The sequence below is a fragment of the Sphingomonas sp. PP-CE-1A-559 genome (genome assembly GCF_004340965.1).
Taxonomy (GTDB): Bacteria; Pseudomonadota; Alphaproteobacteria; order Sphingomonadales; family Sphingomonadaceae; genus Sphingomonas.
The window spans coordinates 394,023-418,473 of the sequence record NZ_SLYA01000001.1; the positions used below are offsets into that span (position 1 = coordinate 394,023).

General features: G+C 65.4%; 23 protein-coding genes. 7 read left to right on the forward strand and 16 right to left on the reverse strand.

Features of this window, described 5'->3' with window-relative positions; genetic code table 11:
- Positions 1–38: 38 nt before the first annotated feature.
- The 13 genes from C8J42_RS01655 to C8J42_RS01715 form a co-directional block, all read right to left on the reverse strand.
- Complete coding sequence (locus C8J42_RS01655) at positions 39–2,870, reverse strand: pitrilysin family protein (RefSeq protein ID WP_133018693.1); 2,832 nt, start codon at positions 2,868–2,870, stop codon at positions 39–41.
- A gap of 8 nt (positions 2,871–2,878) precedes the next feature.
- On the reverse strand, positions 2,879–3,076 hold the full coding sequence (locus C8J42_RS01660; protein WP_197978314.1) for a hypothetical protein: 198 nt from the start codon (positions 3,074–3,076) through the stop codon (positions 2,879–2,881).
- Positions 3,073–4,224: a tRNA guanosine(34) transglycosylase Tgt gene (gene tgt, locus C8J42_RS01665; protein WP_133018694.1), complete on the reverse strand. Its 1,152-nt coding sequence runs from the start codon at positions 4,222–4,224 to the stop codon at positions 3,073–3,075. The genes C8J42_RS01660 and tgt overlap by 4 nt, the downstream gene beginning before the upstream one ends.
- 1 nt (position 4,225) lies before the next feature.
- Positions 4,226–4,681, reverse strand: coding sequence for an EF-hand domain-containing protein (locus tag C8J42_RS01670; protein ID WP_243644001.1), 456 nt, complete (start codon positions 4,679–4,681; stop codon positions 4,226–4,228).
- Positions 4,682–4,689: 8 nt separating this feature from the next.
- On the reverse strand, positions 4,690–5,715 hold the full coding sequence (queA, locus tag C8J42_RS01675; protein ID WP_133018696.1) for a tRNA preQ1(34) S-adenosylmethionine ribosyltransferase-isomerase QueA: 1,026 nt from the start codon (positions 5,713–5,715) through the stop codon (positions 4,690–4,692).
- Between the two features lie 7 nt (positions 5,716–5,722).
- Positions 5,723–6,451: a peptidylprolyl isomerase gene (locus tag C8J42_RS01680; RefSeq protein ID WP_133018697.1), complete on the reverse strand. Its 729-nt coding sequence runs from the start codon at positions 6,449–6,451 to the stop codon at positions 5,723–5,725.
- Positions 6,452–6,663: 212 nt separating this feature from the next.
- Complete coding sequence (gene coaD, locus C8J42_RS01685) at positions 6,664–7,170, reverse strand: pantetheine-phosphate adenylyltransferase (protein WP_056060588.1); 507 nt, start codon at positions 7,168–7,170, stop codon at positions 6,664–6,666.
- Between the two features lie 22 nt (positions 7,171–7,192).
- Positions 7,193–8,083, reverse strand: coding sequence for a farnesyl diphosphate synthase (locus C8J42_RS01690; RefSeq protein WP_133018698.1), 891 nt, complete (start codon positions 8,081–8,083; stop codon positions 7,193–7,195).
- A gap of 13 nt (positions 8,084–8,096) precedes the next feature.
- Complete coding sequence (locus tag C8J42_RS01695) at positions 8,097–8,336, reverse strand: exodeoxyribonuclease VII small subunit (RefSeq protein WP_056060585.1); 240 nt, start codon at positions 8,334–8,336, stop codon at positions 8,097–8,099.
- A gap of 73 nt (positions 8,337–8,409) precedes the next feature.
- Complete coding sequence (locus C8J42_RS01700) at positions 8,410–8,607, reverse strand: hypothetical protein (RefSeq protein WP_133018699.1); 198 nt, start codon at positions 8,605–8,607, stop codon at positions 8,410–8,412.
- Between the two features lie 61 nt (positions 8,608–8,668).
- A complete protein-coding gene (locus C8J42_RS01705; protein ID WP_243644003.1) occupies positions 8,669–10,354 on the reverse strand; it encodes a diguanylate cyclase in 1,686 nt (561 codons plus the stop codon).
- Positions 10,355–10,639: 285 nt separating this feature from the next.
- On the reverse strand, positions 10,640–12,958 hold the full coding sequence (gene clpA / locus C8J42_RS01710) for an ATP-dependent Clp protease ATP-binding subunit ClpA (protein ID WP_133018700.1): 2,319 nt from the start codon (positions 12,956–12,958) through the stop codon (positions 10,640–10,642).
- 143 nt (positions 12,959–13,101) lie between these two features.
- Positions 13,102–13,296: a DUF1192 domain-containing protein gene (locus C8J42_RS01715; protein WP_056060574.1), complete on the reverse strand. Its 195-nt coding sequence runs from the start codon at positions 13,294–13,296 to the stop codon at positions 13,102–13,104.
- A 72-nt stretch (positions 13,297–13,368) separates the two neighbouring features.
- On the opposite strand from C8J42_RS01715, the gene C8J42_RS01720 reads away from it, so the two are divergent.
- From C8J42_RS01720 to C8J42_RS01750, 7 genes are all read left to right on the forward strand, one after another.
- Entirely contained in the window at positions 13,369–14,400 is a 1,032-nt protein-coding gene (locus tag C8J42_RS01720) for an NAD(P)H-quinone oxidoreductase (RefSeq protein ID WP_243644004.1), read from the forward strand.
- 292 nt (positions 14,401–14,692) lie between these two features.
- The gene (locus C8J42_RS01725; protein WP_133018701.1) at positions 14,693–15,577 is read left to right on the forward strand and encodes a UDP-2,3-diacylglucosamine diphosphatase; all 885 of its coding nucleotides are present in this window, start codon (positions 14,693–14,695) and stop codon (positions 15,575–15,577) included.
- Positions 15,578–15,736: 159 nt separating this feature from the next.
- Positions 15,737–16,759 (forward strand): glycosyltransferase family 1 protein, encoded by a 1,023-nt coding sequence (locus C8J42_RS01730; protein WP_133018702.1) that lies wholly within the window; start codon positions 15,737–15,739, stop codon positions 16,757–16,759.
- A gap of 99 nt (positions 16,760–16,858) precedes the next feature.
- Complete coding sequence (locus C8J42_RS01735; RefSeq protein WP_056484483.1) at positions 16,859–17,536, forward strand: DUF1013 domain-containing protein; 678 nt, start codon at positions 16,859–16,861, stop codon at positions 17,534–17,536.
- Positions 17,537–18,011: 475 nt separating this feature from the next.
- The gene (locus C8J42_RS01740) at positions 18,012–19,076 is read left to right on the forward strand and encodes an MBL fold metallo-hydrolase (RefSeq protein ID WP_133018703.1); all 1,065 of its coding nucleotides are present in this window, start codon (positions 18,012–18,014) and stop codon (positions 19,074–19,076) included.
- 34 nt (positions 19,077–19,110) lie between these two features.
- Positions 19,111–19,980 (forward strand): dienelactone hydrolase family protein, encoded by an 870-nt coding sequence (locus C8J42_RS01745; protein WP_133018704.1) that lies wholly within the window; start codon positions 19,111–19,113, stop codon positions 19,978–19,980.
- A 163-nt stretch (positions 19,981–20,143) separates the two neighbouring features.
- Positions 20,144–20,758: a glutathione S-transferase family protein gene (locus C8J42_RS01750; protein ID WP_133018705.1), complete on the forward strand. Its 615-nt coding sequence runs from the start codon at positions 20,144–20,146 to the stop codon at positions 20,756–20,758.
- A 646-nt stretch (positions 20,759–21,404) separates the two neighbouring features.
- On the opposite strand, the gene C8J42_RS01760 is transcribed toward C8J42_RS01750, so the two are convergent.
- The 3 genes from C8J42_RS01760 to C8J42_RS01770 all read right to left on the reverse strand — a co-directional run bounded on the left by C8J42_RS01760 (position 21,405) and on the right by C8J42_RS01770 (position 24,389).
- A complete protein-coding gene (locus tag C8J42_RS01760) occupies positions 21,405–21,923 on the reverse strand; it encodes a thioredoxin family protein (protein ID WP_056050243.1) in 519 nt (172 codons plus the stop codon).
- A gap of 5 nt (positions 21,924–21,928) precedes the next feature.
- Complete coding sequence (locus C8J42_RS01765) at positions 21,929–23,638, reverse strand: DEAD/DEAH box helicase (protein ID WP_133018707.1); 1,710 nt, start codon at positions 23,636–23,638, stop codon at positions 21,929–21,931.
- Positions 23,639–23,909: 271 nt separating this feature from the next.
- Positions 23,910–24,389, reverse strand: coding sequence for a hypothetical protein (locus C8J42_RS01770; RefSeq protein ID WP_133018708.1), 480 nt, complete (start codon positions 24,387–24,389; stop codon positions 23,910–23,912).
- Between the last annotated feature and the right edge of the window lie 62 nt (positions 24,390–24,451).

Genomic DNA, 24,451 nt, shown 5'->3' on the forward strand with positions numbered 1-24,451 from the left:
CCCACCGCGGGACGGACGGTCACCGTAGCAGCAAGCGCTTACCGTAAGGTTGCGGTGTCGAGCTTGAGCGCGGCTTCGGGGATGACCTCGACGTTCGGATAGGCTTTGCGCAGCGGTTCGATGAACTGCTTGGCATCGCCGACCACGACGATGCTCGCTGCCTTCGGGTCGAGCAGCGCGACCGCCGCGGCTTGTACCGCCGCCGGATCGACGGCACCCACCGCGCCGGTGTAGCGCTGGAGTTCGCCGAGCGGCACGCCGTTCTGGACATAGGCGCCCAAAATCCCGGCAACCCCCGACGTCGTCTCGATCCCGCGCCCGAAATTGCCGACGAGTACGGCCTTGCGCGTGTCGAGTTCCGCGGCGGGCACGGGTGACGCCCCCATCCGCGTCATCTCGGCAGCGATCAGCGTAACCACCTCGGCAGCGGTCGGGTTCTTGGTCTGCGTCCGCGCCGCGACCGTGCCCTGCGTCTTCCCCGCGTCGAGCCCGCTGCCCGCGCCGTACGCAAGCCCGCGCTTGATCCGAATTTCCTGGTTCAACCGCGACGAGAAGCCGCCGCCAAGGACGGTATTGCCAACTGCTAACGGATAATAGCGTGCATCCGACCGCGCGATCGCAGGACGTGCAACCACGACGCCCGCCTGACCCGCTTCCGGCATGTCGACGACGATGACACGAGGTTTCGGGTACGTGACCTGCGGCGCGCTCGCGGTTGCCGTGCTGGTCGATTTCCAAGAACCGAACTGCGCCTCCGCCAAAGCCTTGGCACGCGCCGCGGTGACGTCGCCGACCATGATCAGCGTTGCCTGGCCCGGCTGGAAACTCCGCGCATACGCCGCCGTGATATCGGCGCGCGTGATCGCCTTCAACGACAGCGGCGTGCCCCCGTTAGGCGCACCATAGGGCGATGCCCCCAGCACCGCGCGATCCGCAACTAGACCTGCGACCTGCGCCGGATCCTTCAACGCCAGCGTCACCGCGTCGACCTGCTGCGTTCGCGCGCGCTCGATCTCCTCGGGCGCAAACGCCGGGTTGATCGCGACATCCGCGAGGATCGCCATCGCCGGCGCGAGCTGGTCCGACTTCACCGTCACATCGACCGCTGCGCCATCGCTGCCAGCCGAGCTGCCGATCGACCCGCCGAGCCCCTCGACCGCGCGCGCGATCTGTGTCGCCGACCGCGTTTTCGTGCCCTTGGTGAGCAGGTCCGCCGACAGGCTGCTGACACCCGCACGATTTGCCGGATCGGTCGCTGCACCACCGGCGGTCACCAGATACGCCGTGACGATCGGCAGGTCGTGCCGCTCCGCCGTCACCAGTCGCATGCCGTTCGCTAGACGCGTTTCGACCGGCTGAGGGATCGTCGGCGATACCGGTGCGCTCGGCGCAGGTGGCTGGACCCGCTGCCCTTCCGGCGCAGGCGTTACGATCTCGATATTCGCCGGCGCCTTCAGGTCGGCAACCTGCACCGTCGGCGCAACCGTGATCGTATCCGCGACACCGCCCGCAGGCTTGGCCGAAAGCGGCATGTACCGGATCGTCGCCGACTGGGTGTCGCCGAGGTATTTCCGCGCAACCCGCTGGATATCCGCCGCCGTCACCCGCGCGATGGCCGCCAATTGCTTGTCAGCCGCCTGCGGGTCGCCGTCGACCAGCACCGCCGACGCCAGCGTGCTCGCCTTGCCCTCGGCAGTCTCGCGCGACTGGATCGACTGGGTCAGAATCTCGTTCTTCGCCTCCGCCAGTTCGGCGGTGGTCACCGGCGCATCGCGGAACCGGGCGACCTCGCGCTTCAGTGCAGCCTCGCCCGCCTCGACTGTCTTGCCGCCCGCCAGGATCGCATAGACGACCATGTTGCCGGTCGCCTGCTTGGTATCGAGGAACGCCTCGGCCGACTGCGCAAGCTGGTCACGGTACACGACGCTCTCGTACAGCCGCGAACTCTCGCCGGTCGCCAGCACCGCCTTCAGCACCGTCAACGCGGCGATATCCGCATCGCGGTCCGCCGGCACATGATAGCTGACCAGCACCGCAGGCAGCGGCGTGTTCGGCTCGTACACCGTGCGCGTCACGGCTTGGGTTCGCGCAGGCTCGGGCACCGTCACGCGCGGGATCGCTGCGCTCGGCTTCTTGATGCCTGCGAAATACTGGTCGACCCAGCCGTTCAACTGCGCCGGATCGAAGTTGCCCGACACGACTAGGATCGCGTTGTCCGGCCGATAATAGGTCGCATGGAACGCCCGGACGTCGTCGATCCCGGCGGCTTCCAGATTTTCCAGGCTGCCGATCGTCCCGCGGGCATAGGGGTGCGTCGTATAGGCAAGTGCCGGATAATAGAGCGAGAACAGCTTGCCGTACGGCCGCGATAGCGTGCTCTGGCGCAGTTCCTCCTTCACCACGTCGCGCTCAGAGCCGAAGCTCTTGGGCTCGACGACGAGGCTCGCCATCCGGTCGGCTTCCGCGAACAGCAGCCGCTGGAGGTGGTTCGCCGGGATCACCTCGTAATAATTGGTATAGTCGTCGTTGGTCGACGCATTGTTGTAGCCGCCGACATCCTCGGTCAGCCGGTCCATCTGCTCCGACACCAGGTTACGCGTCGACTTGAACATGAGGTGCTCGAACATGTGCGCGAACCCGGACTTGCCCTTGGGGTCGTCCTTCGAGCCGACGTCGTACCAGACCTGCACCGACACGTTCGGCGTGCCGGTGTCGCGGATCGCATACACGCGCAGGCCATTCGGCAAGGTGCGTTCGGTATAGGCGATCGGCTTCACCGAAACCTGCGTCGGGGCAGGTGCGGTCTGCGCCCCCACCGCTACCGGGAAAGAAGCTGCGGTCAGCAGCAAAGCGGAGCGGAGGAGGCGCATGGAAATCCTTACTTGTTGCGGTTCGCGAACAGCACCGCGCCCGCGATCGCCGCCGAGCCGATGCCGACGCCCAGGCCGATCTTCGCGAGCGGCCAGCTTTTGGCCTTCTCCGCGGCGTTGTGCGCGGCGGCTTCGGCCTGCAGCTTCGCCTCCTTCGCGGCGGCGAGGATTTCGTTCGGGGTATCGCTGTCGATCTTGATGGTCACTTGGGCTCTCCTTCACTCTTCCGGGCATACATCGCCCGGAAATCATTCGCGAACTGCGTCAGCGTGCCCGAGGCGATCGCCGCCCGCAGATCCGCCATCAGCGTTTCGTAGAACCAGATGTTATGCTCCGTCATCAGCATTGCGCCAAGCATTTCGCCCGACCGTACCAGATGATGCAGATACGCGCGGCCCCAGGTCGCGCAGACCGGGCAGGGGCAGGCGGGATCGAGTGGCCCCATATCCTCGGCGAACTTCGCGTTGCGGATGTTGATCGGGCCGGTTCGCGTGAAGGCCTGGCCGGTGCGCCCCGACCTGGTCGGCATTACGCAATCGAACATGTCGATCCCGCGCTCGACCGCACCGACGATGTCGTCGGGCTTGCCGACCCCCATCAGATAGCGCGGCTTGTCGACCGGCAACTGGTCCGGCGCGAAATCGAGGCAGCCGAACATCGCCTCCTGGCCTTCGCCGACCGCCAGCCCGCCGACCGCATACCCGTCGAAGCCGATATCGATCAGCGCATCCGCGGAAGACTTCCGGAAGCCCTCGTTCAGCGCGCCCTGCTGGATCCCGAAGATCGCATTGTTCTCGGCATGCTCTTCGCCTGCATCGAACGCGGCGCGCGACCGCTTCGCCCAGCGCATCGATCGCTCCATCGCCGCCGCTTGGACTTCCCGCGTGGACGTCGTCGGCACCAGTTCGTCGAACGCCATGACGATGTTCGAACCGAGCAGCCGCTGGATCTCGATCGACCGCTCGGGGCTCAGCAGATGCCGCGTGCCGTCGAGATGCGACTTGAACGACACGCCCTCCTCGGACCGCTTGGTCAGGTCCGCGAGGCTCATTACCTGATAGCCGCCGGAGTCAGTCAGGATCGGCTTCGACCAGCCCGAGAACGCGTGCAGCCCACCAAGCCGCGCGACTCGCTCGGCGCCCGGCCGCAACATCAAATGATAGGTGTTGCCGAGGATGATGTCGGCACCCGCGCCGACCACGTCGGCGGGCTTCATCCCCTTGACGGTGGCGGCGGTGCCGACCGGCATGAACGCGGGTGTGCGGATGTCGCCGCGCTGCATCGCGATGACGCCCGTGCGCGCCTTGCCGTCGGTGGCGGAGATGGTGAAGTCGAAGCGGGGACGGGTGGTCATGTTACTTTTTCTTGCGAATGCCGTAGCGATCGCCGGCCGGCGCGCCGCGGATGGTGATGAGTTCGGCGCGGGTCAGCACGCCATCCTTGTCGCGGTCGAACCGCGCGAAGAACTGCGAGAACCGCGCCTGGAGTTCGACCAGCGTGATCCGGTTGTCGCCATCGCGATCGACCTCGAACGGGCTCGGCAATGCGTTGCGATCGCCGAGCCACGCCTGCGCCCAGTCGGCAAAGGCAATGTAGCCGATGGAGCCCGACGCGGCGCCTTCAGCCGTGGCGTAACTCCGCACGATGCCCGCGGTCAGTTCGGCCTGCGTCACGCGACCATCACCGTTCGCATCGCACGCGGCGATGAACAGCGCGGCGGGCTCGGCGAATATCGTCGCGGGCGGTTGCGGCGTGCCAGCGGGCGGCGGCGCGGCAACTATGGCCTGGAGTAGAGCAAGAGCGAGCAGCATGCCGCCCGTCATGGCAGCAGAAGCGAGGCGTCGCCATAGCTGTAAAAGCGATACTTCCCGGCGATCGCATGCGCATACGCCGCCTGCATCCGCTCGCGCCCCATCAGCGCCGACACGAGCATGAACAACGTCGAGCGCGGCAGATGGAAATTGGTCATCAAGCCGTCGATCCCGCGGAACCGGTATCCCGGCGTGATGAAGATCGCGGTGTCGCCGTCGAACGGGCGGATCACGTCGTCCTCGCCGGTCGCGCTCTCGATCAGCCGCAGCGACGTCGTCCCGACCGCGATCACGCGACCATTGTTCGCGCGAACCGCATTAAGCCGATCGGCGGTGGCGGCGTCGATCCGGCCCCACTCGGCGTGCATCTTGTGCTCGGTCGTGTCGGTCGCCTTTACGGGAAGGAACGTCCCTGCGCCGACATGCAGCGTCAGCGTCGCATGCTCGATCCCCGCCGCCTCGAGCGCCGCCATCAACCCTGGTGTGAAGTGCAGTGCCGCGGTCGGCGCTGCGACCGCACCCGGCTCGGACGCGAACATCGTCTGGTAATCGTCCGCATCGCGTTCGTCGGTCGGCCGCTTGCCGGCGATATACGGGGGCAGGGGCATGTGGCCCGCGCGCTCCAGCAACAACTCGACCGGCTCGTCGCCCGCGAAGACCAGCGCGTAGCTGCCGTCATCCTCGCGATCGACCGCCGCCGCGCTGACGCCGTTGCCGAACTCGATCACGTCGCCATCGCGCAGCCGCCGCGCGTTGCGAATGAACGCGCGCCACCGCCGCGGCCCCTCGCGCTTGTGCAGCGTCGCGCCGATCTTCGCATCGCCTCTTCGCCCGTCGAGCTGCGCGGGGATCACGCGCGTATCGTTGAACACGAGCATGTCGCCACGCCGCAGCAACGACGGCAGGTCCACAACGCTCGCATCCCTGGTGGCGTCACCTTCGAGCACCAGCATCCGCGCAGCATCGCGCGGCGCCGCAGGGCGGAGCGCGATGTTGTCGGTCGGCAGGTCGAAGTCGAAAAGGTCGACGTTCAACGTGGAATCACTTCTTTGCAGGAGCCTTCTTTACCGGCGCCTTGCGAGCGGCCGGCGCGAGCTTTGGCTTGGCCGCGTTCGGCCCCGAAGCCGTGCCCGGCAACGTCACCGGTGCACCGAGCGCGGGGGCAGGCGGCCCAGCCATGTACGCCGGAGGATTGTCGGCCGCGATATACGCATGGACGATCCGCGACGGGTTCGCCGGCGGCTCGCCGCGCTCGATCGCGTCAACATACTGCATTCCGTCGAGCACGCGACCGAACACGGTATATTTCTTGTCGAGGCTCAGTCGCGGCTGGAAGACGATGAAGAACTGGCTGTTCGCGCTGTCCTCCTTGTCCGAGCGTGCCGCCGAGACGGCACCACGAACATGCGGCAGGTAATTGAACTCCGCCTTCACGTCGGGGAGCGTCGAGCCACCGGTGCCGTCGCCCTTGGGATCGCCGCCCTGCGCCATGAAGCCATCGATCACGCGGTGGAACGCGAGGCCGTCATAGAAATGCTGGCGGGTGAGCGTCTTGATCCGCTCGACCATCAGCGGCGCGACGTCCGGGCGCAGCCAGATCGTCACGCGCCCGCCGGTCGACAGGTCGAGCAGCAGCAGGTTCTGCGTATCCGTGGTCAGGGGCGGGGTCGCGCGAACGGCAGGCGCCACGACTTCCTTCTTCTGCGCTGCACCAGCCGGTACCGTGACCAGGCACCCGAGCAACGCGAACATTCCGACGAAAAAGCGCATCAAATTCCCACTCGAAAGAGGCCCGGCGCAACCAGGCTGCCGCCACTTAGAGCAAATCCCCGCTTGCGCCAATCTGAACGTGAGGGGGATCGCTGCTCCCCTCCCTGGAAGGGAGGGGCCGGGGGTGGGTAGGCCCGCTTGAGCCTCAAACGTTCGACCAAGCGGAACCTGACCCACCCCAACCCCTCCCTTCCAGGGAGGGGCGAAGAAGGTCAGCTCCCCTTGCGGCCGATCTTCTCGACGCGAGCGACCACTTCTTCGCGCACCGATTCCGGCACGAACTTGGCGATATTCCCGCCGTACAGTGCGATCTCCTTCACCAGTCGGCTCGCGATCGGCTGCAACGCGACGTCGGCCATCAGGAACACCGTCTCGACGCGCGGATTGATCTGCTGGTTCATCCCCGCCATCTGATATTCGTACTCGAAATCGGCGACGGCGCGCAGGCCGCGGACGATCACCTTCGCCCCCTGCCGCTCGGCAAAGTCCATCAGCAGCGAATCGAACGCGACCACTTCGATATCGCCATCGACGTCCGCGACCTCGCGGCGCACCGTCGCCATTCGTTCCTCGATCGTGAACATCGGCGACTTCGACGGATTGGTCGTGACGCCGATCACCAGCCGGTCGACCAGCTTCGCGCCGCGCCGGATGATGTCCATATGACCCAACGTGACCGGATCGAAGGTCCCGGGGTAAACGCCAATCCGTGCGGTCATGTTGAACTCCCCGGTGATAGACTTAGCGGTCGCGTTCGAGCACGAAACGGGCGATATCTCGCAACAGGTCGGCTTCCTTGCCGTAGCTATGGAGATGCGCGACCGCCTGATCGACGAGCATCCGCGCCTGTTCGCGCGCACGCTCGGGTCCGAGCAGCGACAGGAACGTCTCCTTGCCGGCGACCTCGTCCTTGCGCAGCGACTTGCCGACGACCGCCTCGTCGCCCTCGGCATCGAGCAGGTCGTCGGCGATCTGGAACGCCAGCCCAAGGTCGTGCGCGTAGCCACGCAGGCCCACGCGACCTTCCGGTGGCAGCCGTCCGAGGATCGCGCCAGCCTCGACCGACGCCGAGATCAGCGCGCCCGTCTTCATCTGCTGCAACCTGGTCACGGTGTTGAGGTCGAAGCGCGTGTTCTCCGCCTCGATGTCCATCTTCTGGCCGCCGGCCATGCCGTTCGGCCCGGAAGCCCGCGCGAGATCCATGACCAGTTCGATCCGCACGAACGGATCGGCATGCGTCGCCGGATCGGCCAGGATCTCGAACGCCATCGCGTGCAGGCAATCGCCCGCCAGGATCGCGGTCGCCTCGTCGAACAGCTTGTGCACGGTCGGCTTGCCGCGGCGCATGTCGTCGTCGTCCATCGACGGCAGATCGTCGTGGATCAGCGAATAGACGTGGATCGCCTCGATCGCCGTCGCCGCCCGTGCCGAACATCCGCGTGCCACGTCGAACAGATTGGCGGTCGCGAACACGAGCAAGGGACGCAGTCGCTTACCGCCGCCGATCGCGGCATGCCGCATCGCGCGGTACAGGTCGCCGCGCGGATCGTCCGGAATGGTCAGCAGCTGGTCGAATTGCCGGTCGATCTCCGCGGAGACTTCGGCAAGCGCGGCATCAAGCGTGACGGGCATCCCGCTCACCGCGTCAGCCCGCCGCGAACGGGCGGACGCCGGCAGGCTTGCCGTCGCCGTCGAGCCGGATCGCCTCGATCCGTGCCTGCGCCGCATCGAGCCGGTCGGCACAACGCTGACGCAGCTTATTGCCGCGCTCGTACAGCTCGATCGCCTGCTGAAGCGGCGTGTCGCCACTTTCCAGCTTCCCGACGATAAGCTCGAGTTCCTTCAGTGCATCCTCGAACGCGAGGTCTTCGATCGGCGTGTCCATGTCCGTCGCTATGGCGCAGGCACGCGACGAGGGTCAAGGACGCGCGAGAGGGCGCCGGATATGCGGCACGCGCTTACCGCAGGCGGTTGACGGTCCAGGTGTACAAGACCGAGACACCGACCAGTCCGAAATCGACGACGGCCTGCATCCGGTGTGGCGAGGGGTCGCTCTTGTCGTGCGTGATCAGCCGGAAGTCTGCGGTCGGATGGCGCACGGCGAGCGTCACGAGCGCAAGCCCCGCCACCGCCAACACAAGTTTCCGGTTCCGCATCGTCGATCTCCCAGACGTGCGATCATGGCTCACGCGTTGCCGTTTCGCAAGCGAACCGGCTTCAAGCGGCAATCGGCAGTATGCCTGCGTCGCGCGACCGATCGCGCCCGGCGCCCTTGGCCGCGAACAGCGCGCGATCGGCGCTGCGATACAGCGCCTTCCAGTCGGATTCGCGCTGCAACGGCCCCGTACAGCAGCCGATGCTGGCGGTTATTGCCATGTCGAACGGCATGCGCTGGCTGCGTAATCGCTCGAGGATCGTGTCGGGCAGGACCGGCGTCGTCGCATCGATGAGAATGGCGAACTCCTCACCGCCGATCCTCGCGACCAGAGCGTCGGGCGGCACCGCGTTGCGCAACACTCGCGCCACGACCCGCAGGACTTCGTCGCCGCCATCATGGCCGATCGTCTCGTTAACGTGCTTGAAGTGATCGACATCCGCGATCAGCAGCATCTGATCGCCCGACCGTCCGATCGCGCGATCCAGGAATGCACGGCGATTGAGCAACCCTGTCAGCGGCTCGGTATCCGCCAGCAACCGCGCCGCGATCTCCTGTTCGCGCGCGTCGTCGCGTTCGACGCTGAGCAGGCGAATCCGGTACGCGATCGCCAGGCTGGACAGCAGCGCCTCCAGCATCATGGAGATCATCGTCGAATTATCGATCCAGAAACTCCACGACATCAGCCCCAGCGCACCGGCGATCCGCAGGCTGGCAAAGACGATGGGCGCACCCCAGGCGAGCGTGAACATCCAGAGGTAGCTGCTGCGGACCCGCCAGGCTCGGTACAGCACAGGCGGCACCAACGCGATCAGCGGAATGTAACTGAGCGTCAGCAACCGATCGAGCCAGTAGATCTGCCACGGCGCCAGGATCGCGAACGCAATTCCGGACGTGGCGAGCGTCGCGAGCGCCACGTTGCTGGCGGGGCGCGGCCAACCATCGAACACCGCACGCTCGAAAAAAGCGCGTGCGAAGACCAGGACCATGCCCGCACAGATCGCCAGCAAACATACGTTGAGTTTCAAGCGGACGTTGTTGTCGAGCGACGGCACAAGCTGGCCCAGCGCGGCTGACGACGAAAAGGCGTACCCGAGCAAGCACAGTACCAGAAGGCAGTAGACCGGCTGGAACGACTGTCGAAGCGCACCCCACAACGCCAGATTGTAGACGATCAACGCGATCGCCATCCCGCCGAAGCTTGCATACAGCGCCGACAGGATGATCTCGCTCTCTGCGGCTTCTGCGGCCGTTGCGAGTGTCGGCCCGAGTACGACGCCCCGCAAATTCGCCGAACCCTCGACGTGCCAAAGCAGGCGGACGGGGGGCGCAACGTGCGGCGGCAGCGTCAGAGATAGGGTTGCGCCGATCATGAGATGGCGGCCGGACGTGCGACTGGTGAACCCGGTACGGCGGATTGCGCCGTCTGCATAAAGAACGAAGAGCGTGACGCGATCCTGCCAGACGCTCGCGGTCAGGGCACGCAGATCAGGGATGTGCGTCAGGTTCGTCGGCAAAACCTGCGACAGAACCCAGAAATCGCCGGACCCATAGGCCGACTGGGGCGTGGTGCAGTCGAACCGTGAAGGCGTTCGAAACAAGGCAGGGACGGAAATTGCTGGAGTAGCCCGCATAATACAGACATCGAGCAGTTGCCCGGTCCGGGCCTCGGCCGGTGCAGCACCGAGCATCGCCAACGCCGTCGCAACGATGCCGATGAGCCAAGTGATACGAAACCCGAACGTCATGCAGACACCGTCTAAGCCGCCTTCGCCAATTAATGGTAAAGAGGCGCCCGTACGATGGCGTAATCAATCGGATTTCGACCATACTGGATCGATTTATGCCGATTTGGCTCGCAATTCGAACCGCGCTATTGGCTTCGTGACGTCGCTTCGTCCTCACCGCCGATCCAGTCCTAGCGACAGAACAGGGCGCGAACCGAAAGAGGATTGGTAGAACTGAGAGTGCTGTTCATCCAGCCACCTCAAATCAAACCTGGTCCAGCTCTCGCTGAACCAGGTTGATAATCGTTAGCTGGCGTCGACCGTCTCGGTCTTGCCCTTCTTCTTGGGCTTCTTGGGCGCGGCAGGCTCGATCGCGAACGACAGCGCGCCGTCCTTCATCTTCACCGTCACCTCGCCGCCATGGACCAGCTTGCCGAACAGCAGTTCCTCGGCGAGCGGCTGCTTGATCTTCTCCTGGATCAGGCGACCCATCGGCCGTGCACCGTACAGCTTGTCGTAGCCCTTGGTCGTGAGCCACGCCTTCGACTCGTCGTCGAGGACGATGTGCACGCCGCGATCCGCCAGCTGGAGCTCGAGCTGGAGGATGAACTTGTCCACTACCCGCGCCACCACTTCGGTCGGCAGGTACCCGAACGGCACCACCGCATCGAGACGATTGCGGAATTCCGGCGTGAACATCTTCGTCACGGCCACCTCGTCCTCGCCCTCACGCGACAGGTTGCCGAAGCCGACCGTCTCGCGTGCCATGTCGCTGGCACCCGCATTGGTCGTCATGATCAGGATGACGTTGCGGAAATCGACCGACTTGCCATGCTGGTCGGTTAGCCGCCCGTTATCCATCACCTGCAACAAGATGTTGAACAGGTCCGGATGCGCCTTCTCGATCTCGTCAAGCAACAGGACGCAGTGCGGGTTCTGATCGATCGCATCGGTCAGCAGACCACCCTGGTCGAACCCGACATAGCCCGGAGGCGCACCGATCAGACGGCTGACCGAATGCCGCTCCATATATTCGGACATGTCGAACCGCTGGAGCGGAATGCCGAGGATCGTCGACAGCTGCTTGGCGACTTCGGTCTTGCCGACACCGGTAGGCCCGGTGAACAGATAATTGCCGATCGGCTTCTCCGGCTCGCGCAGACCCGCCCGCGCCAGCTTGATCGCCGACGACAGCTTCTCGATCGCCGCATTCTGCCCGAACACTACGCGCTTCAGATCCGTCTCAAGCGTGGCCAATGCCAGCTTGTCATCGGTCGAGACCGACTTCGGCGGGATCCGTGCCATCGTCGCGATGACCTGTTCGATCTCCTTGGGGGTGATCGTCTTCTTCCGCTTGTTCGGCGGCACCAGCATCTGCATCGCGCCGACCTCGTCGATCACGTCGATCGCCTTGTCCGGCAGCTTGCGGTCGTTGATGTACCGCGCCGACAGCTCGACCGCCGACTTGATCGCATCGGGGGTGTACTTGACGTTGTGGTGATCCTCGAACGCCGAGCGCAGGCCCGCGAGGATCTTGATGGTGTCCTCGATCGTCGGCTCGTTGACATCGATCTTCTGGAAGCGCCGCAGCAACGCGCGATCCTTCTCGAAGTGATTGCGGAACTCCTTGTACGTCGTCGAGCCGATGCACCGGATCGTACCGCCCGACAAAGCCGGCTTGAGCAGGTTCGACGCATCCATAGCGCCGCCACTCGTCGCACCCGCACCGATCACGGTGTGGATCTCGTCGATGAACAGCACCGCGTCAGGCAGCTTCTCGAGTTCGTTGACGACCGCCTTCAGTCGCTCCTCGAAGTCGCCACGATACCGCGTACCGGCCAGCAATGCGCCCATATCGAGAGAATAGATCACCGCTGGCAACAGCACGTCGGGCACGTCGCCCTCGACGATCTTCCGCGCCAGGCCTTCCGCGATCGCGGTCTTGCCAACGCCGGGATCACCGACATAGAGCGGGTTGTTCTTCGACCGGCGGCACAGGATCTGGATCGTGCGATCCACTTCCGGCCCGCGCCCGATCAGGGGATCGACCTTGCCGTTCTTGGCCTTCTCGTTGAGGTCGACCGTGAATTGCTTGAGCGCGCTTTCCGTCTTGCCCTTCTCCTGTCCCTTGGCCGGCTTCTCGTCGTCCGCACCCTTTGGCGTGGATGCTTCGGTCGCATGCTGTCCGCCCTTGCCGACACCGTGGCTGATGAAGCTGACCGCATCGAGGCGGCTCATGTCCTGCTGTTGCAAGAAATAGACGGCATAGCTCTCGCGCTCGCTGAACAAGGCGACGAGCACGTTGGCGCCGGTCACTTCGTCGCGGCCCGAGGACTGGACGTGCAGGATCGCGCGCTGGACGACGCGCTGGAACCCGCTGGTGGGGGAGGGATCGGTCGCCGCATCGACCTTCAGCGCATCGAGTTCGCTGTCGAGGTAGTGCGAGACGGTGTTCTTCAGATCGCCGATCTCGACGTTGCACGCGGTCATGACCTTCGACGCATGTTCGTCGTCGATCAGCGCGAGCAGCAGATGCTCCAGCGTCGCATATTCGTGGCGCCGGGACGATGCCGCCTCGAGCGCCTTGTGCAGCGTGGTCTCGAGGGCGGGTGCAAATGATGGCATTTACAATACTCCTGTCGGGCCGCGAGAACGCGAGCCCTTTGCCACTATGTCGGAACTGATATCGGTCGCATCAAGCACTTGAACCCGGCCCCGTCCGTTCCTGCGCTGCCTAAATGCGACGCTTGTGGAGGCGGGCAGCGCGATCACCGCCTGAAGAGGTCGTCGGCGCTGGCGCGGTGACTGACCGCGCGGTCCTTCTTCAGCTGGCAGCGCGCGATCTCGCCCTGCAGCACGGTGATCCGCGCATCGAGCTCGGCGACCGACAACGGATCGAGGTCCTGTCGCACGAGCGCGTCGAGCAGATCGTCGGGACGGGAGGGGGTGTCGTCCGGTTCCATAGTTTCTGTAACGTTGACCCGCACCCGAGTGATGTCAATAAGGCGCGGAAATCTAAAGGGACGTGACGAGCAATGACCGCGATACCCGAAAACCAATCCAGTAACTTACGTGTACCCGAGGTGATGAAGGCGATCGATCCGGAACAGCCCGGCGGTCCCGAAGTGCTGGTCCTCGTCGACCGTCCCGTGCCCAAGCCGGGGCAGGGCGAGGTGCTGGTCAAGGTGGCAGCCGCCGGGGTCAACCGACCGGAGGTGATGCAGCGCCAGGGCAAGTATCCGCCGCCGCCGGGTGCCCCCTCGATTCTCGGCATGGAAATCTCCGGCACGATCGTCGCAGTCGGCGAAGGCGTCGGCGACGAACAGATCGGCCAGCTCGTCTGCGCGCTGATCTCGGGCGGCGCGTATGCGGAATATGCGGTCGCGCCGTTCGGCCAGTGCCTCCCCGTCCCCGAGGCGCTGACGATGGTCGAGGCGGCGGCGATGCCCGAGACGCTCTTCACCGTCTGGACCAACCTGTTCGAGCGCGCCTACGCGATGGAGGGCGATACGGTCCTTGTCCACGGCGGCACTTCGGGCATTGGCACGATGGCGATCGGGCTGTGCAACGTCTTCGGCATCGACATCATCGTGACGGCCGGCTCGAAGGCCAAGTGCGAAGCTGCGCTGAGCCTCGGCGCGACGCACGCGATCGACTACAAGTCCGAGGATTTCGTCGAGCGCGTGAAGGAGATCACCGGCGGCAAGGGCGTCGCGGCGGTGCTCGACATGGTCGGTGGCGACTACGTCCCGCGCAACCTGCAATGCCTCGCGGAAGACGGCCGGCATGTGTCGATCGCGGTCATGGGTGGCGCGACGGCGACCGTCCCCCTGTTCGAGATCATGCGCCGCCGCCTGACGCTGACCGGCTCGACGCTCCGCCCGCGCGACACGGCGTTCAAGTCGCTGGTGGCGGACGAATTGTCGCGGACGGTTTGGCCACATGTCGAGGCCGGGAAGCTGAAGCCCGTGATCGACCGCACCTTCGCGTTTGCGGACGCACCGGCGGCACACACGCGGATGGAAGCGGGCGACCACGTCGGGAAGATCGTGCTGACGATGGAGTGAGGGGTACGCCACTAATGCCGCCACCCCGGCGAAGGCCGGGGCCCAAGTGGGAAGGTCGTTGTGATGAAGCACACCGGGTCCTTACTCAGCATCCCCATTTGGGCCCCGGCCTTCGCCGGGGTGGAATTGTATCTCGTTCTCCCGCGAAGGCGGGAGCCCAGTCTGGATTCCCGCCTTCGCGGGAAAACAATCTATCCTCGCCCATGACTTGGAACAGTCACCGGACTGCGACCACCCTGTAACAATACTCGCCTAATACTCGCGACAAGGATAGTTTTGCGGGGGCAGGCTCATGAACGCCATCACGACGTTTTCGCCATCTAGCTTCGTTGGCGCCGACATCACCGATATCGCCGACTTCATCCACTCCCGGCCCGCCGTACCCGAGCCGGTCGTCGAGCGGCGCCAGTATCGCACGATCTGGATCTCCGACGTCCATCTCGGCACCCGCGGCTGCAATGCCGGGATGCTCAACGACTTCCTCGATCACGTCGACAGCGAGACGATGTACCTGGTCGGCGACATGATCGACGGCTGGCGGCTCAAGAAGAAATTTTACTGGCCCGCCGCGCACAACGACGTGATCTGGCGCCTGCTCAAGCGCGCCAAGCGCGGCACCCGCGTCGTCTACATCCCCGGCAACCACGACGAAGTGTTCCGGCAATATTCCGGCCTCGACCTGGGGGGCATCTCGATCCGCCACAACGCGATCCACGAGACGGCTGACGGTCGCCGCCTGCTGGTCCTCCACGGCGACGAGTTCGATGCGATCACGCTCGCACACCGATGGGTCGCGCATATCGGCGACGCCGCCTACACGATGCTGATGGGCCTCAACCGCTGGGTCAACGGCGCCCGCCGCCGCATGGGCATGCCTTATTGGTCGCTGTCGAAGCACGCCAAGGCCAAGGTCAAGAACGCGGTCGCCTTCATCTCGCACTTCGAGGAAGTCGTCGCGCACGCCGCCGGCGTCCGCGGTGTCGAAGGCGTGGTCTGCGGCCACATCCACACCGCCGAAATGCGCGAGATCGCGGGCATCGCTTACTACAACGACGGCGACTGGGTCGAAGGCTGCACGGCCTTGGTCGAGCATTTCGATGGCCGCATGGAGCTCCTCCACTGGGGCGACGAAATCGCCGCCCGCGAACGCGACAAGGTCATAGCCCTGGCCGCCTGACTTAACCCCCTCCCCGTCGGGGAGAGGGCAAGCCGCGTCAGCGGCGCGGGTGAGGGCAAGTCCGCAACGCCAGTTGAAGCGTGCCCTCACCCTCCCACCCGGCTGCGCCGGCCGGGCCCCTCCCTCTCCCGACGGGAGAGGGTAAGAAAGGATAAGCGGATGCGTATCGCAATCGTCACGGACGCCTGGAGCCCGCAAGTCAACGGCGTTGTCCGCACTCTCCAGTCGGTGCAGCGCGAACTCGAATCGATCGGCCACGAGGTCCTGGTAGTCTCTCCCGAACGTTTCGCCTCGATGCCATGCCCGACCTACCCCGAGATCCGCCTCGCCTTCGCGCGCTCGGGCGCCGTCGGCCGCATGCTCGCCGCGTTCGGCGCCGACGCGATCCACCTCGCCACCGAAGGACCGGTGTGCCTCGCCGCCCGCAACTGGTGTCTCGCCCGCGCGCTCCCGTTCACCAGCGCGTATCACACGCAGTTCCCCGACTATATCGCCGCCCGCACCGGCGCGAACCCGGACTGGATCTGGCGCTACATCCGCTGGTTCCACCGCCCCGCCCAGTCGATCCTGGTCTCCACGCCCTCGGTCGCGGCAACGCTCGCAGCCCAAGGCCTGCATCAGGTCCGCGAATGGGGCCGGGGCGTCGACTTCGCGCAGTTCGGATTAGACGGCGCCCGCGATCCCGAGATGGCGGCGCTGCCCGGCCCAATCCTCCTCTATGTCGGGCGCGTCGCGGTGGAGAAGAACATCGAGGCGTTCCTGTCCTCCGCGCATCCAGGCACCAAGGTCGTCGTCGGCGACGGCCCCGCCCGCGCCACGCTCGCCCGCCGCTTCCCCGACGCCGTCTTCCTCGGCCAGCGCTCCGGCCTCGACCTCGCTGCCGCGTACCGCACCGCCGACGTCCTCGTCTTCCCGAGCCGCACCGACACATTCGGCCTCGTCATGATCGAAGCGCTCGCGTGCGGCACCCCAGTCGCGGCGTACCCTGTAACTGGCCCGATAGACGTCCTCGACGACCGCGTCGGCGCAATGCACGAAGACCTCGACACCGCGATCGCCACCGCGCTGACCCGCGACAGCGTCACCTGCGCCGCCTATGCCGCGCGCTACAGCTGGCCCGCCAGCGCGCGCCAGTTCCTTCACGCGCTCGTCCCCCTCGAAGGAAAGCTCATGGCCGCCTGAGCTTGTTCGCTTGCCTGTTGCCCCCGCGCGCACTAAGTCTCTCTCATGTCAGGCCGCTCCGAAAGGGGCGGCCCTTTCTATTTTTACGGAGTTTCCGCCGTGGCCCAGCCGCTCATGCCCCACGCGACCGCCGCCTGGATGGTCGACAATACCGCGCTCAGCTTCGAGCAGATCGCGGACTTCTGCGGCCTGCACATCCTCGAGATCCAGGCGATCGCCGACGACACGACCTCGACCAAGCTCACCGGTCGCGATCCGGTCCGCGCGCACGAAGTGACGCAGGAAGAGATCGACAAGGGTGCTGCCGATCCCGATTACCAGCTCAAGATGATCAAGGGCCCCGAGCAGGTCCGCCGCACCAAGGGGCCGCGCTACACGCCGGTCTCGAAGCGCCAGGACAAGCCCGACGGCATCTCGTGGATCATCCGCAACCACCCCGAGATCACGGACGGCGCGATCTCGCTGCTGATCGGCACCACCCGCACGACGATCGCCGCGATCCGCGATCGCAGCCACTGGAACATCGCCAACATCACGCCCAAGGACCCGGTCACGCTCGGCCTGACCTCGCAGCGCGAACTCGACGCCGCGGTGGCGAAGGCGGCAAAGGCAGCCGGCATGGAAGCCCCGACCGACACGCGCCTCGAAGGCGACCGCGAAGTGCTCCTCCAGCAGCTCCGCGCCGAGCGCACCCAGGCGGCTGCGGACGCACAGTTCGTGGCAGACGGCGGCGTGTTGCCCGTCAAGCCGCTCTTCGACGACCCCTTCAAGCGTTGACCGCACTTCCCCTCCCGCAAGCGGGAGGGGGGCAGGGGGGCGGCCCCGCGTTCTCCGCATACGATACGGCTAGCGAGATTAGCCGACGCACAAGGCGGCGGCAGTGATGTCGAACAGTCCGCGCCTCCATGTTCTCCCGTGAAGGCGGGAGCCCAGTCTGGGTCCCCGCCTTCGCGGGGAAACAAGCTTCCTTCGTCTAAACTGAAACGTGCCGATCCAGTCCGGGTAATGGGGCGCACGCGAATTCTCGCGAGCCCAACTAATTTCCTGTCAAGCGGGGCGGCTGGCCCTCGCCCGACGGAAGGGGGAGGCAAGCGCAAACCCTTCGTCCGTCATCCTGACGAAAGTCAGGATCCAGGGTAAGTCGGGCCGACGTTCTTGGCTCTGGATCCTGACTTTCGTCAGGATGACGGAGTGAAGTTCGTCACATTCGCCAACACTATCCCCCCGAACACTCCGTTGCTAACTGCAACGGATGGTAACCGCACCCGACACAGATTTCGTGCCCGCCAGCCACAAGGGCCTGACCTACCCCTTCGGCGGCGCGGAGCCCGCATCGGGCGAAACGATGCAGGTCGCCCCCGGCATAGACTGGGTCCGCCTCCACATCCCTGGCCCCTTACGCCACGTAAACTGCTGGCTCCTCACCGACACCGACGGCGAAGCGCTGGTCGACACCGGCATGAACACCGCGGCCGCACGCGACGCCTGGAAAGCCATCTTCAAAGGCCCCAAAGCCAACACCCGCATCACTAAAATAATCGGCACCCACTTCCACCCGGACCATGTCGGTCTCGCCGGCTGGATGTGCGACTACCACGCCGCCCCCCTGATCATGACCCGCGCCGAGTGGCTCACCGCGCGCATGCTCGCCGCCGACGCGCGCGACTCGGTCCCGCACGAAATGCTCGCCTTCTGGCGCAGCGCAGGCTGGGACCCAGAACAGATCGACCACGCTACCGCCAAGGGCTGGGCCGGCTTCCGCAAAATCATCACGCCGCTCCCGCTCAGCTACACCCGCATCGAAGACGGCGACACGCTCACCATCGGTACGCGCGACTGGCGGATCGTTACCGGCTCCGGCCACTCCCCCGAACACGCGTGCCTGTACGACGAAGCCGGCGGCATCCTCATCGCCGGCGACCAGGTCCTCCCCCGCATCAGCCCCAACGTCTCGCTAGGTGTGACCGAACCGAACGCCGATCCCTTGGGCGAATGGTTCGCCTCGATCGCCAAGCTCAAGACGCTGCCCGCCGACCTGCTCGTCCTCCCCGGCCACGGCGACCCGTTCACCGGCCTCCACACCCGCCTCGACGCCATGGACCGCGAACACCGCGAACGACTCGACGAACTCGCCGTCTTCCTCGCCGAGCCCCGCCGAGCGGTCGATTGCTTCGGCCGCCTGTTCCGCCGCGCGATCGGGCCCGACGTGCTCGGCATGGCGACCGGCGAAGCGCTCGCGCATCTCCGCCGCCTCGAAGTCGAAGGCCGGGCGACCCTCGACACGCACGATGGCGTATGGTGGTGGCGCGTGGCCTGAGTTAGCATGCGGCCGAATTCAAGAGGATAGGCCCATGTGCGACGAGCATACCGCAGACGATAACGAAGCCTATCTGGCCGGCGTCTCGCGCCGCCAGTTCGGCATGATGACCGGCGCGATGGGGCTGACGATGCTGCTGCCAGCGCCCGCGAACGCCGCCGTCATCAAGGGCCGCGACGTGTCGATCGCAACGCCCGACGGCAAGGCCGACGCCTATTTCGTCGCGCCCGCCACCGGCAAGCATCCCGGCGTGCTGATCTGGCCCGACATCATGGGCCTCCGCCCCGCTTTCCGCCAGATGGCCGACCGCCTCGCGCAATCGGGCTATGCGGTGCTCGTCGTCAACCAGTTCTACCGCTCGACCAAGGCGCCGTTCCTGAAGCCCGGCGAGTCCTACGACCAACCCGAAGTCAAGAGCCGCATCGCCCCATTCCGGGAAGCCCTCACGTCCGAAGGGACGGTTCGCGACGCGAAAGCCTTCACCGCCTTCCTCGACGCGCAACCTCAGGTCGACCGCAAGCGTGGGCTGGCCACCACCGGCTATTGCATGGGCGGCCCGATGGTCATGCGCACCGCTGCTGCCGTGGCGAACCGCATCCGCGCAGGCGCGACCTTCCACGGCGGCGGCTTCGTCACCGACAAGCCCGACAGCCCGCACCTCCTGATCCCGCAGATGAAAGCGCAATACCTCATCGCGATCGCCGCCAACGACGATGCCCGCGCGCCGACGGAGAATGATACGCTCCGCACCGCGTTTGCCACCGCGAAACTCCCAGCCGAGATCGAGGTCTACGCAGGCACCATGCACGGCTGGTGCCCGCCCGACTCGAAGGTGTACAATCCGGTCCAGGCGGACAAGGCTTGGGCACGGATGTTGGCGTTGTTCGACAAGGCGTTGGTATAAGGGCGCGGGGGCTTAATTGTAGGCCCCGCCTTCCCCTTGTACTCCCGCGAAGGCGGGAGCCCAGTCTGGATCCCCGCCTTCGCGGGGAAACATTCTGCACGCCCTTGACCGTACCCGTGCTCCATGAGACCATCGTTCACGATCCGTTCTCAAGGAGAGTCGCATGGCCCTGACCTTATACACCAACCCGATGTCGCGCGGTCGCATCGCGCGTTGGATGCTCGAAGAGGTCGGTGCCGAGTACGAGACGGTCGTGCTCGGCTATGACACGACGATGAAGGCCGACGCGTATCGCGCGATCAACCCGATGGCCAAGGTCCCCGCGCTGGTCCACAACGGCAAGACCATCACTGAATGCGCTGCGATCTGCGCCTATCTCGCCGAAGCATTCCCCGAAGCCGGCCTCGCGCCACGCGATGACGAACGCGCCGACTATTATCGCTGGCTGTTGTACGCAGCCGGCCCCGTCGAAGCGGCCGTCGGTAATCGCGCACTCGGTGTAGTGCCGGACGCCGCGCAACAGCGGATGATCGGCTATGGCAGCCTCGACCGCGTCATCGACGTGCTCGAACAGGCGGTTGCCGCGCACTCGTACATCGCCGGCGACCGTGTCACTGCCGCCGACGTCTATGTCGGATCGCAAGTGATCTGGGGGATGCAGTTCGGCTGGCTGCCCAAGCGCCCGACCTTCACCGACTATGCCGCCCGTTTGATTGAGCGTCCGGCGTACAAGCGGGCTGGAGATCTGGACGACGCCCTGATCGCTGCTGCAGCCTAGGGTCGGCCGACGGTGCGCAACCAGCCACTCAACCCGTCATCCTGACGAAAGTCAGGATCCAGAGCCACAGGCGCTAACTTTTGGTATCCTGGGTCCTGACTTTCGCCAGGATGACGTTGGTATTGGCCCGCACGGGGCGTGTTGCAATTGGATTTCTGGGAGAACCGATTGCGTATTGCGTATTGCGTATTGCGTATTGCGTATTGCGTATTGCGTATTGCGTATTGCGTATTGCGTATTGCGAGTTCGAAGGTTGCAAACTCGTTCCACCACCCGGGATTGGCCCGGCCATGATCCGACAGGCTCCGTACCTGCGGACCAACAGCATCGCTACCGCCCCGTTGTTCTCCCGCGAAGGCGGGAGCCCAGACTGGGTCCCCGCCTTCGCGGGGAAACACGCTTGCGACCCGGACCGCGTGACCGCCGCCGTGGCCAGAAGGCTACCGGCCAGCTAATACCGTCTATCGACCCCGGTTCTGGCAGGCAGGAACCACTCCCCCACGACGTGGCACCGATCGTCGATCGTCGATCGAAACCCAATCGAGCCGGCCTCGGCGAGGCAACGCCCACCACGACCCAGATCAGCCAAGGATCTCGGCGTCAGTCGCCAGGCGTCAATCAGCGCACGCCGACTCTCAAATTCCGATCAGGCCGCCCACTTCGCCAGCCAGTCGGCCAAGGCCTGCGGACCCATCGACCGGGCATCCGCCAGTTCGGTCTCATGCCCGGCGTTCAGCAACTTGTTGCTGCGCGGATCGACGATCAGAACCGCTGGCACGCCCTTCAGGCGGCCCTTGATCCCGTAACCCGCTGCAATCTGGCCGTTCTTGTCGAAGCGGCCGACGTCAACCGTCACCACCACGAACTTGCTGTCCACGAACCGCTTCATCTCCGGCAGGTCGATCGTCCCCGCGAGCAGACGGCAGTCGAGGCACCAGTTGCCGCCGAGATCGATCAGCAACCGCTTATGCGTCTTCAACGCCCGCGCACGGGCGGCTGCAACCTGCGCATTGGCGTTCGCCGATTCATTATACGGCAGCGGCAAGGGCTGCGGCAGCTTGTCGAAGCTCGTCGTGTTGACGTGCGGCGCCACGACTTTCGCGCGTGGAGCGGCGGGGGCGGCCACGGCAGTTGCGAGCAAGGCAAGCGCGGCGAGACGGCGCATCGACATCATTCATATCCTCCGATCACGGCATTCAGGAAGCTCGGGAATGGTCCGTTCCAGCCATCCACCGGCGTTTCGGCGATCGGTTGGCGGCGACCACCGGTTGGATCCGCAGGGATGCGCTCCGTCCGTGGCGGCTCGACCTTCGCGGCTTCCGAACGAACAGCTTGCGTGCGAACTGGTTCCGACCTCGCAGGCTCCGACCGCGCAGGCTCCGACCGAACGGGCTCCGACCGAACGGGCGCCGCGCGAACCGGTTCGACATACGCCGGTTCGACATACGCCGGTTCGACCCGTGCCGGCTCCGCAACGCGCGGCTTTACCGCAGGCACGGGCTCGTCGATCGGCGTCCGCTCCCAGCGCGGACGCTTGGCCACCGCAACCGGCTCGGCCGCAGCCAGCACCTCGGCGACGATCGCCGGGGCCACCGTATCCGCCCGTGGAACCCGCCGCGTACGTGGCCGATCCGACTCCTCGGCAGCCGCCGCCGCAACCGGCACTGGCGTAAACGTCTCGGACCGCGCGCCGCGACGCGGCCGTGCGCGCCGCGTTGTGCCATCGTCTTCGGCCGCAGCAGTAACTGCCGCCGTCTTCGGCTCGGCAACCTTCAGCCGCTCGATCGTCTGCCCGGTAAGCTTCTCGATGTTGACGATGTTCTCGGCATCGTCCGGCGCGACGAACGTGTACGCCGTTCCCGTTGCCCCGGCGCGACCCGTCCGACCGATCCGGTGAACATAGTCGTCCGGATGCCACGGCGCGTCATAGTTGAACACCGTCGACACGCCCTTGATGTCGAGCCCGCGCGCCGCGACGTCCGACGCGACCAGGATAGTCACCGCGCCCGTCTTGAAGAGCTCGAGCTCGGCCAGCCGCTGCGGCTGTTCCATATCGCCGTGGATCTCGCCCGACTTGTAGCCCGCCTGCTTCAGCACCTTGTTCAGGTCGCGCACCGTCGTCTTGCGGTTGCAGAAGATGATCGCGTTGGTCACCTCTTCCTGCGCGAGGATGCGGCGCAGCGTGTCGCGCTTGGCGGTCTGGCTTGGCACCGGCACCAGATACTGCTTGATGTTGAGGTTGGTCGACGCCGGGCGCGATACCTCGATCGTCTTGGGATTGGTCAGGAACTTGTCCGCTAGCTTCTTGATCGGCGGCGGCATCGTCGCCGAGAACAGCAGCGTCTGGCGCTGCTTCGGCAGCTTGGTGCAGATTTCCTCGATGTCCGGAATGAAGCCCATGTCGAGCATCCGATCCGCCTCGTCGATCACCAGCATTGAACAGCCGTTGAGCATGATCTTGCCGCGCCCGAACAGGTCCATGAGCCGGCCCGGCGTCGCGATCAGCACGTCGACGCCCTTTTCCAGCGCGGCGAGCTGGTCACCCATCGACACGCCACCGATCAGCAGCGCCATCGAGAGGTTCGAATTGACGCCGTATTTCTCGAAATTCTCCGCCACCTGCGCGGCGAGTTCGCGCGTCGGTTCGAGGATCAGCGAGCGCGGCATCCGCGCGCGGCTTCGGCCATGCGCCAGGATGTCGATCATCGGCAGCACGAACGACGCGGTCTTGCCGGTGCCCGTCTGGGCGATGCCGATGATGTCGCGCATCATAAGCACGGACGGGATCGCACCGGCCTGGATCGGGGTCGGCTCGGTATAGCCGGAGTCGGTGACTGCCTTGAGCAGTTCGTCGGAGAGGCCGAGATCGGCAAAACTCATGCAAATGTCCGGTAAATGGAGGGTGAAATGCACTGCCCTCAAGCGTTCCGGCGCTCGCCGATTTGGCGACAAATGTCAAGGAAACGCGGTGAATGGAGGGCGGGGAGGGGGCTGCGAGCGGGTATTTCCGCAAAAACTCCCGTCATCCTGACGAAAGTCAGGATCCAGAGCCGAGCAGCATACCGTCAGTTACTCTGGATCCTGACTTTCGTCAGGATGACGGAGCGAGGTGAGACTGCGTTCGCCACGCGAGTGACTGGTCGGCCCCCCGCTACTTCTTCGCCCGCAAGCTCTTGAACCCCTCGATCTCGCAGCGTGCACCGGATCGCATGCGGATCGCATCGCGGTCCTTGCAGATCATCCCGTCCGCGCCCGGCCTCAGATAGAATCCCGAATAATAATCGAGCGGCTTGCAGTCGCCGTCCAGCCGGGCGCGCAGCCGCGTCGTGTCGTCCATCACCAGGTCGACCGCGCCATCCTTGTTGAGCATGGCGCCAGCGATCTCGTCGACAGCGATGCATTTGGGGCCCTTATGCTCCTTCCAATAGGTCGGCGGCGCGTAGGTACGAACGGGGGGCCGGCTCATCCGGGGGACGCGGATGATGATGCGTTCGTGGATCGAGACCTGCGCGATCTGCATGCCATCAAGCTCGAATCCCGAAGACTGCCCGGACGACGGTACGTCGCGCAATGCCACAGCAAAGGGACCCGCGAGCGCGAGCAGGGTGGCGGGTATCGCGGGGTGAATCATGGTGTCTGGATCATGCTGACGTAATCGTTAGCGCCTATCGTTGAACGCGCGATGAATTTTGT

What these genes read in the sequence shown, in the direction of transcription:
- C8J42_RS01760 (WP_056050243.1), bottom strand. Translation starts at nt 21,923, where the DNA reads ATGCGCCGTCTCGCCGCGCTTGCCTTGCTCGCAACTGCCGTGGCCGCC.
- C8J42_RS01655 (WP_133018693.1), bottom strand. Translation starts at nt 2,870, where the DNA reads ATGCGCCTCCTCCGCTCCGCTTTGCTGCTGACCGCAGCTTCTTTCCCG.
- C8J42_RS01770 (WP_133018708.1), bottom strand. Translation starts at nt 24,389, where the DNA reads ATGATTCACCCCGCGATACCCGCCACCCTGCTCGCGCTCGCGGGTCCC.
- C8J42_RS01670 (WP_243644001.1), bottom strand. Translation starts at nt 4,681, where the DNA reads ATGCTGCTCGCTCTTGCTCTACTCCAGGCCATAGTTGCCGCGCCGCCG.
- C8J42_RS01730 (WP_133018702.1), top strand. Translation starts at nt 15,737, where the DNA reads ATGCGTATCGCAATCGTCACGGACGCCTGGAGCCCGCAAGTCAACGGC.
- C8J42_RS01715 (WP_056060574.1), bottom strand. Translation starts at nt 13,296, where the DNA reads ATGGAACCGGACGACACCCCCTCCCGTCCCGACGATCTGCTCGACGCG.
- clpA (WP_133018700.1), bottom strand. Translation starts at nt 12,958, where the DNA reads ATGCCATCATTTGCACCCGCCCTCGAGACCACGCTGCACAAGGCGCTC.
- C8J42_RS01750 (WP_133018705.1), top strand. Translation starts at nt 20,144, where the DNA reads ATGGCCCTGACCTTATACACCAACCCGATGTCGCGCGGTCGCATCGCG.
- C8J42_RS01720 (WP_243644004.1), top strand. Translation starts at nt 13,369, where the DNA reads ATGACCGCGATACCCGAAAACCAATCCAGTAACTTACGTGTACCCGAG.
- coaD (WP_056060588.1), bottom strand. Translation starts at nt 7,170, where the DNA reads ATGACCGCACGGATTGGCGTTTACCCCGGGACCTTCGATCCGGTCACG.
- C8J42_RS01705 (WP_243644003.1), bottom strand. Translation starts at nt 10,354, where the DNA reads ATGACGTTCGGGTTTCGTATCACTTGGCTCATCGGCATCGTTGCGACG.
- tgt (WP_133018694.1), bottom strand. Translation starts at nt 4,224, where the DNA reads ATGACCACCCGTCCCCGCTTCGACTTCACCATCTCCGCCACCGACGGC.
- C8J42_RS01740 (WP_133018703.1), top strand. Translation starts at nt 18,012, where the DNA reads ATGGTAACCGCACCCGACACAGATTTCGTGCCCGCCAGCCACAAGGGC.
- C8J42_RS01745 (WP_133018704.1), top strand. Translation starts at nt 19,111, where the DNA reads ATGTGCGACGAGCATACCGCAGACGATAACGAAGCCTATCTGGCCGGC.
- C8J42_RS01680 (WP_133018697.1), bottom strand. Translation starts at nt 6,451, where the DNA reads ATGCGCTTTTTCGTCGGAATGTTCGCGTTGCTCGGGTGCCTGGTCACG.
- C8J42_RS01690 (WP_133018698.1), bottom strand. Translation starts at nt 8,083, where the DNA reads ATGCCCGTCACGCTTGATGCCGCGCTTGCCGAAGTCTCCGCGGAGATC.
- C8J42_RS01725 (WP_133018701.1), top strand. Translation starts at nt 14,693, where the DNA reads ATGAACGCCATCACGACGTTTTCGCCATCTAGCTTCGTTGGCGCCGAC.
- C8J42_RS01700 (WP_133018699.1), bottom strand. Translation starts at nt 8,607, where the DNA reads ATGCGGAACCGGAAACTTGTGTTGGCGGTGGCGGGGCTTGCGCTCGTG.
- C8J42_RS01765 (WP_133018707.1), bottom strand. Translation starts at nt 23,638, where the DNA reads ATGAGTTTTGCCGATCTCGGCCTCTCCGACGAACTGCTCAAGGCAGTC.
- C8J42_RS01695 (WP_056060585.1), bottom strand. Translation starts at nt 8,336, where the DNA reads ATGGACACGCCGATCGAAGACCTCGCGTTCGAGGATGCACTGAAGGAA.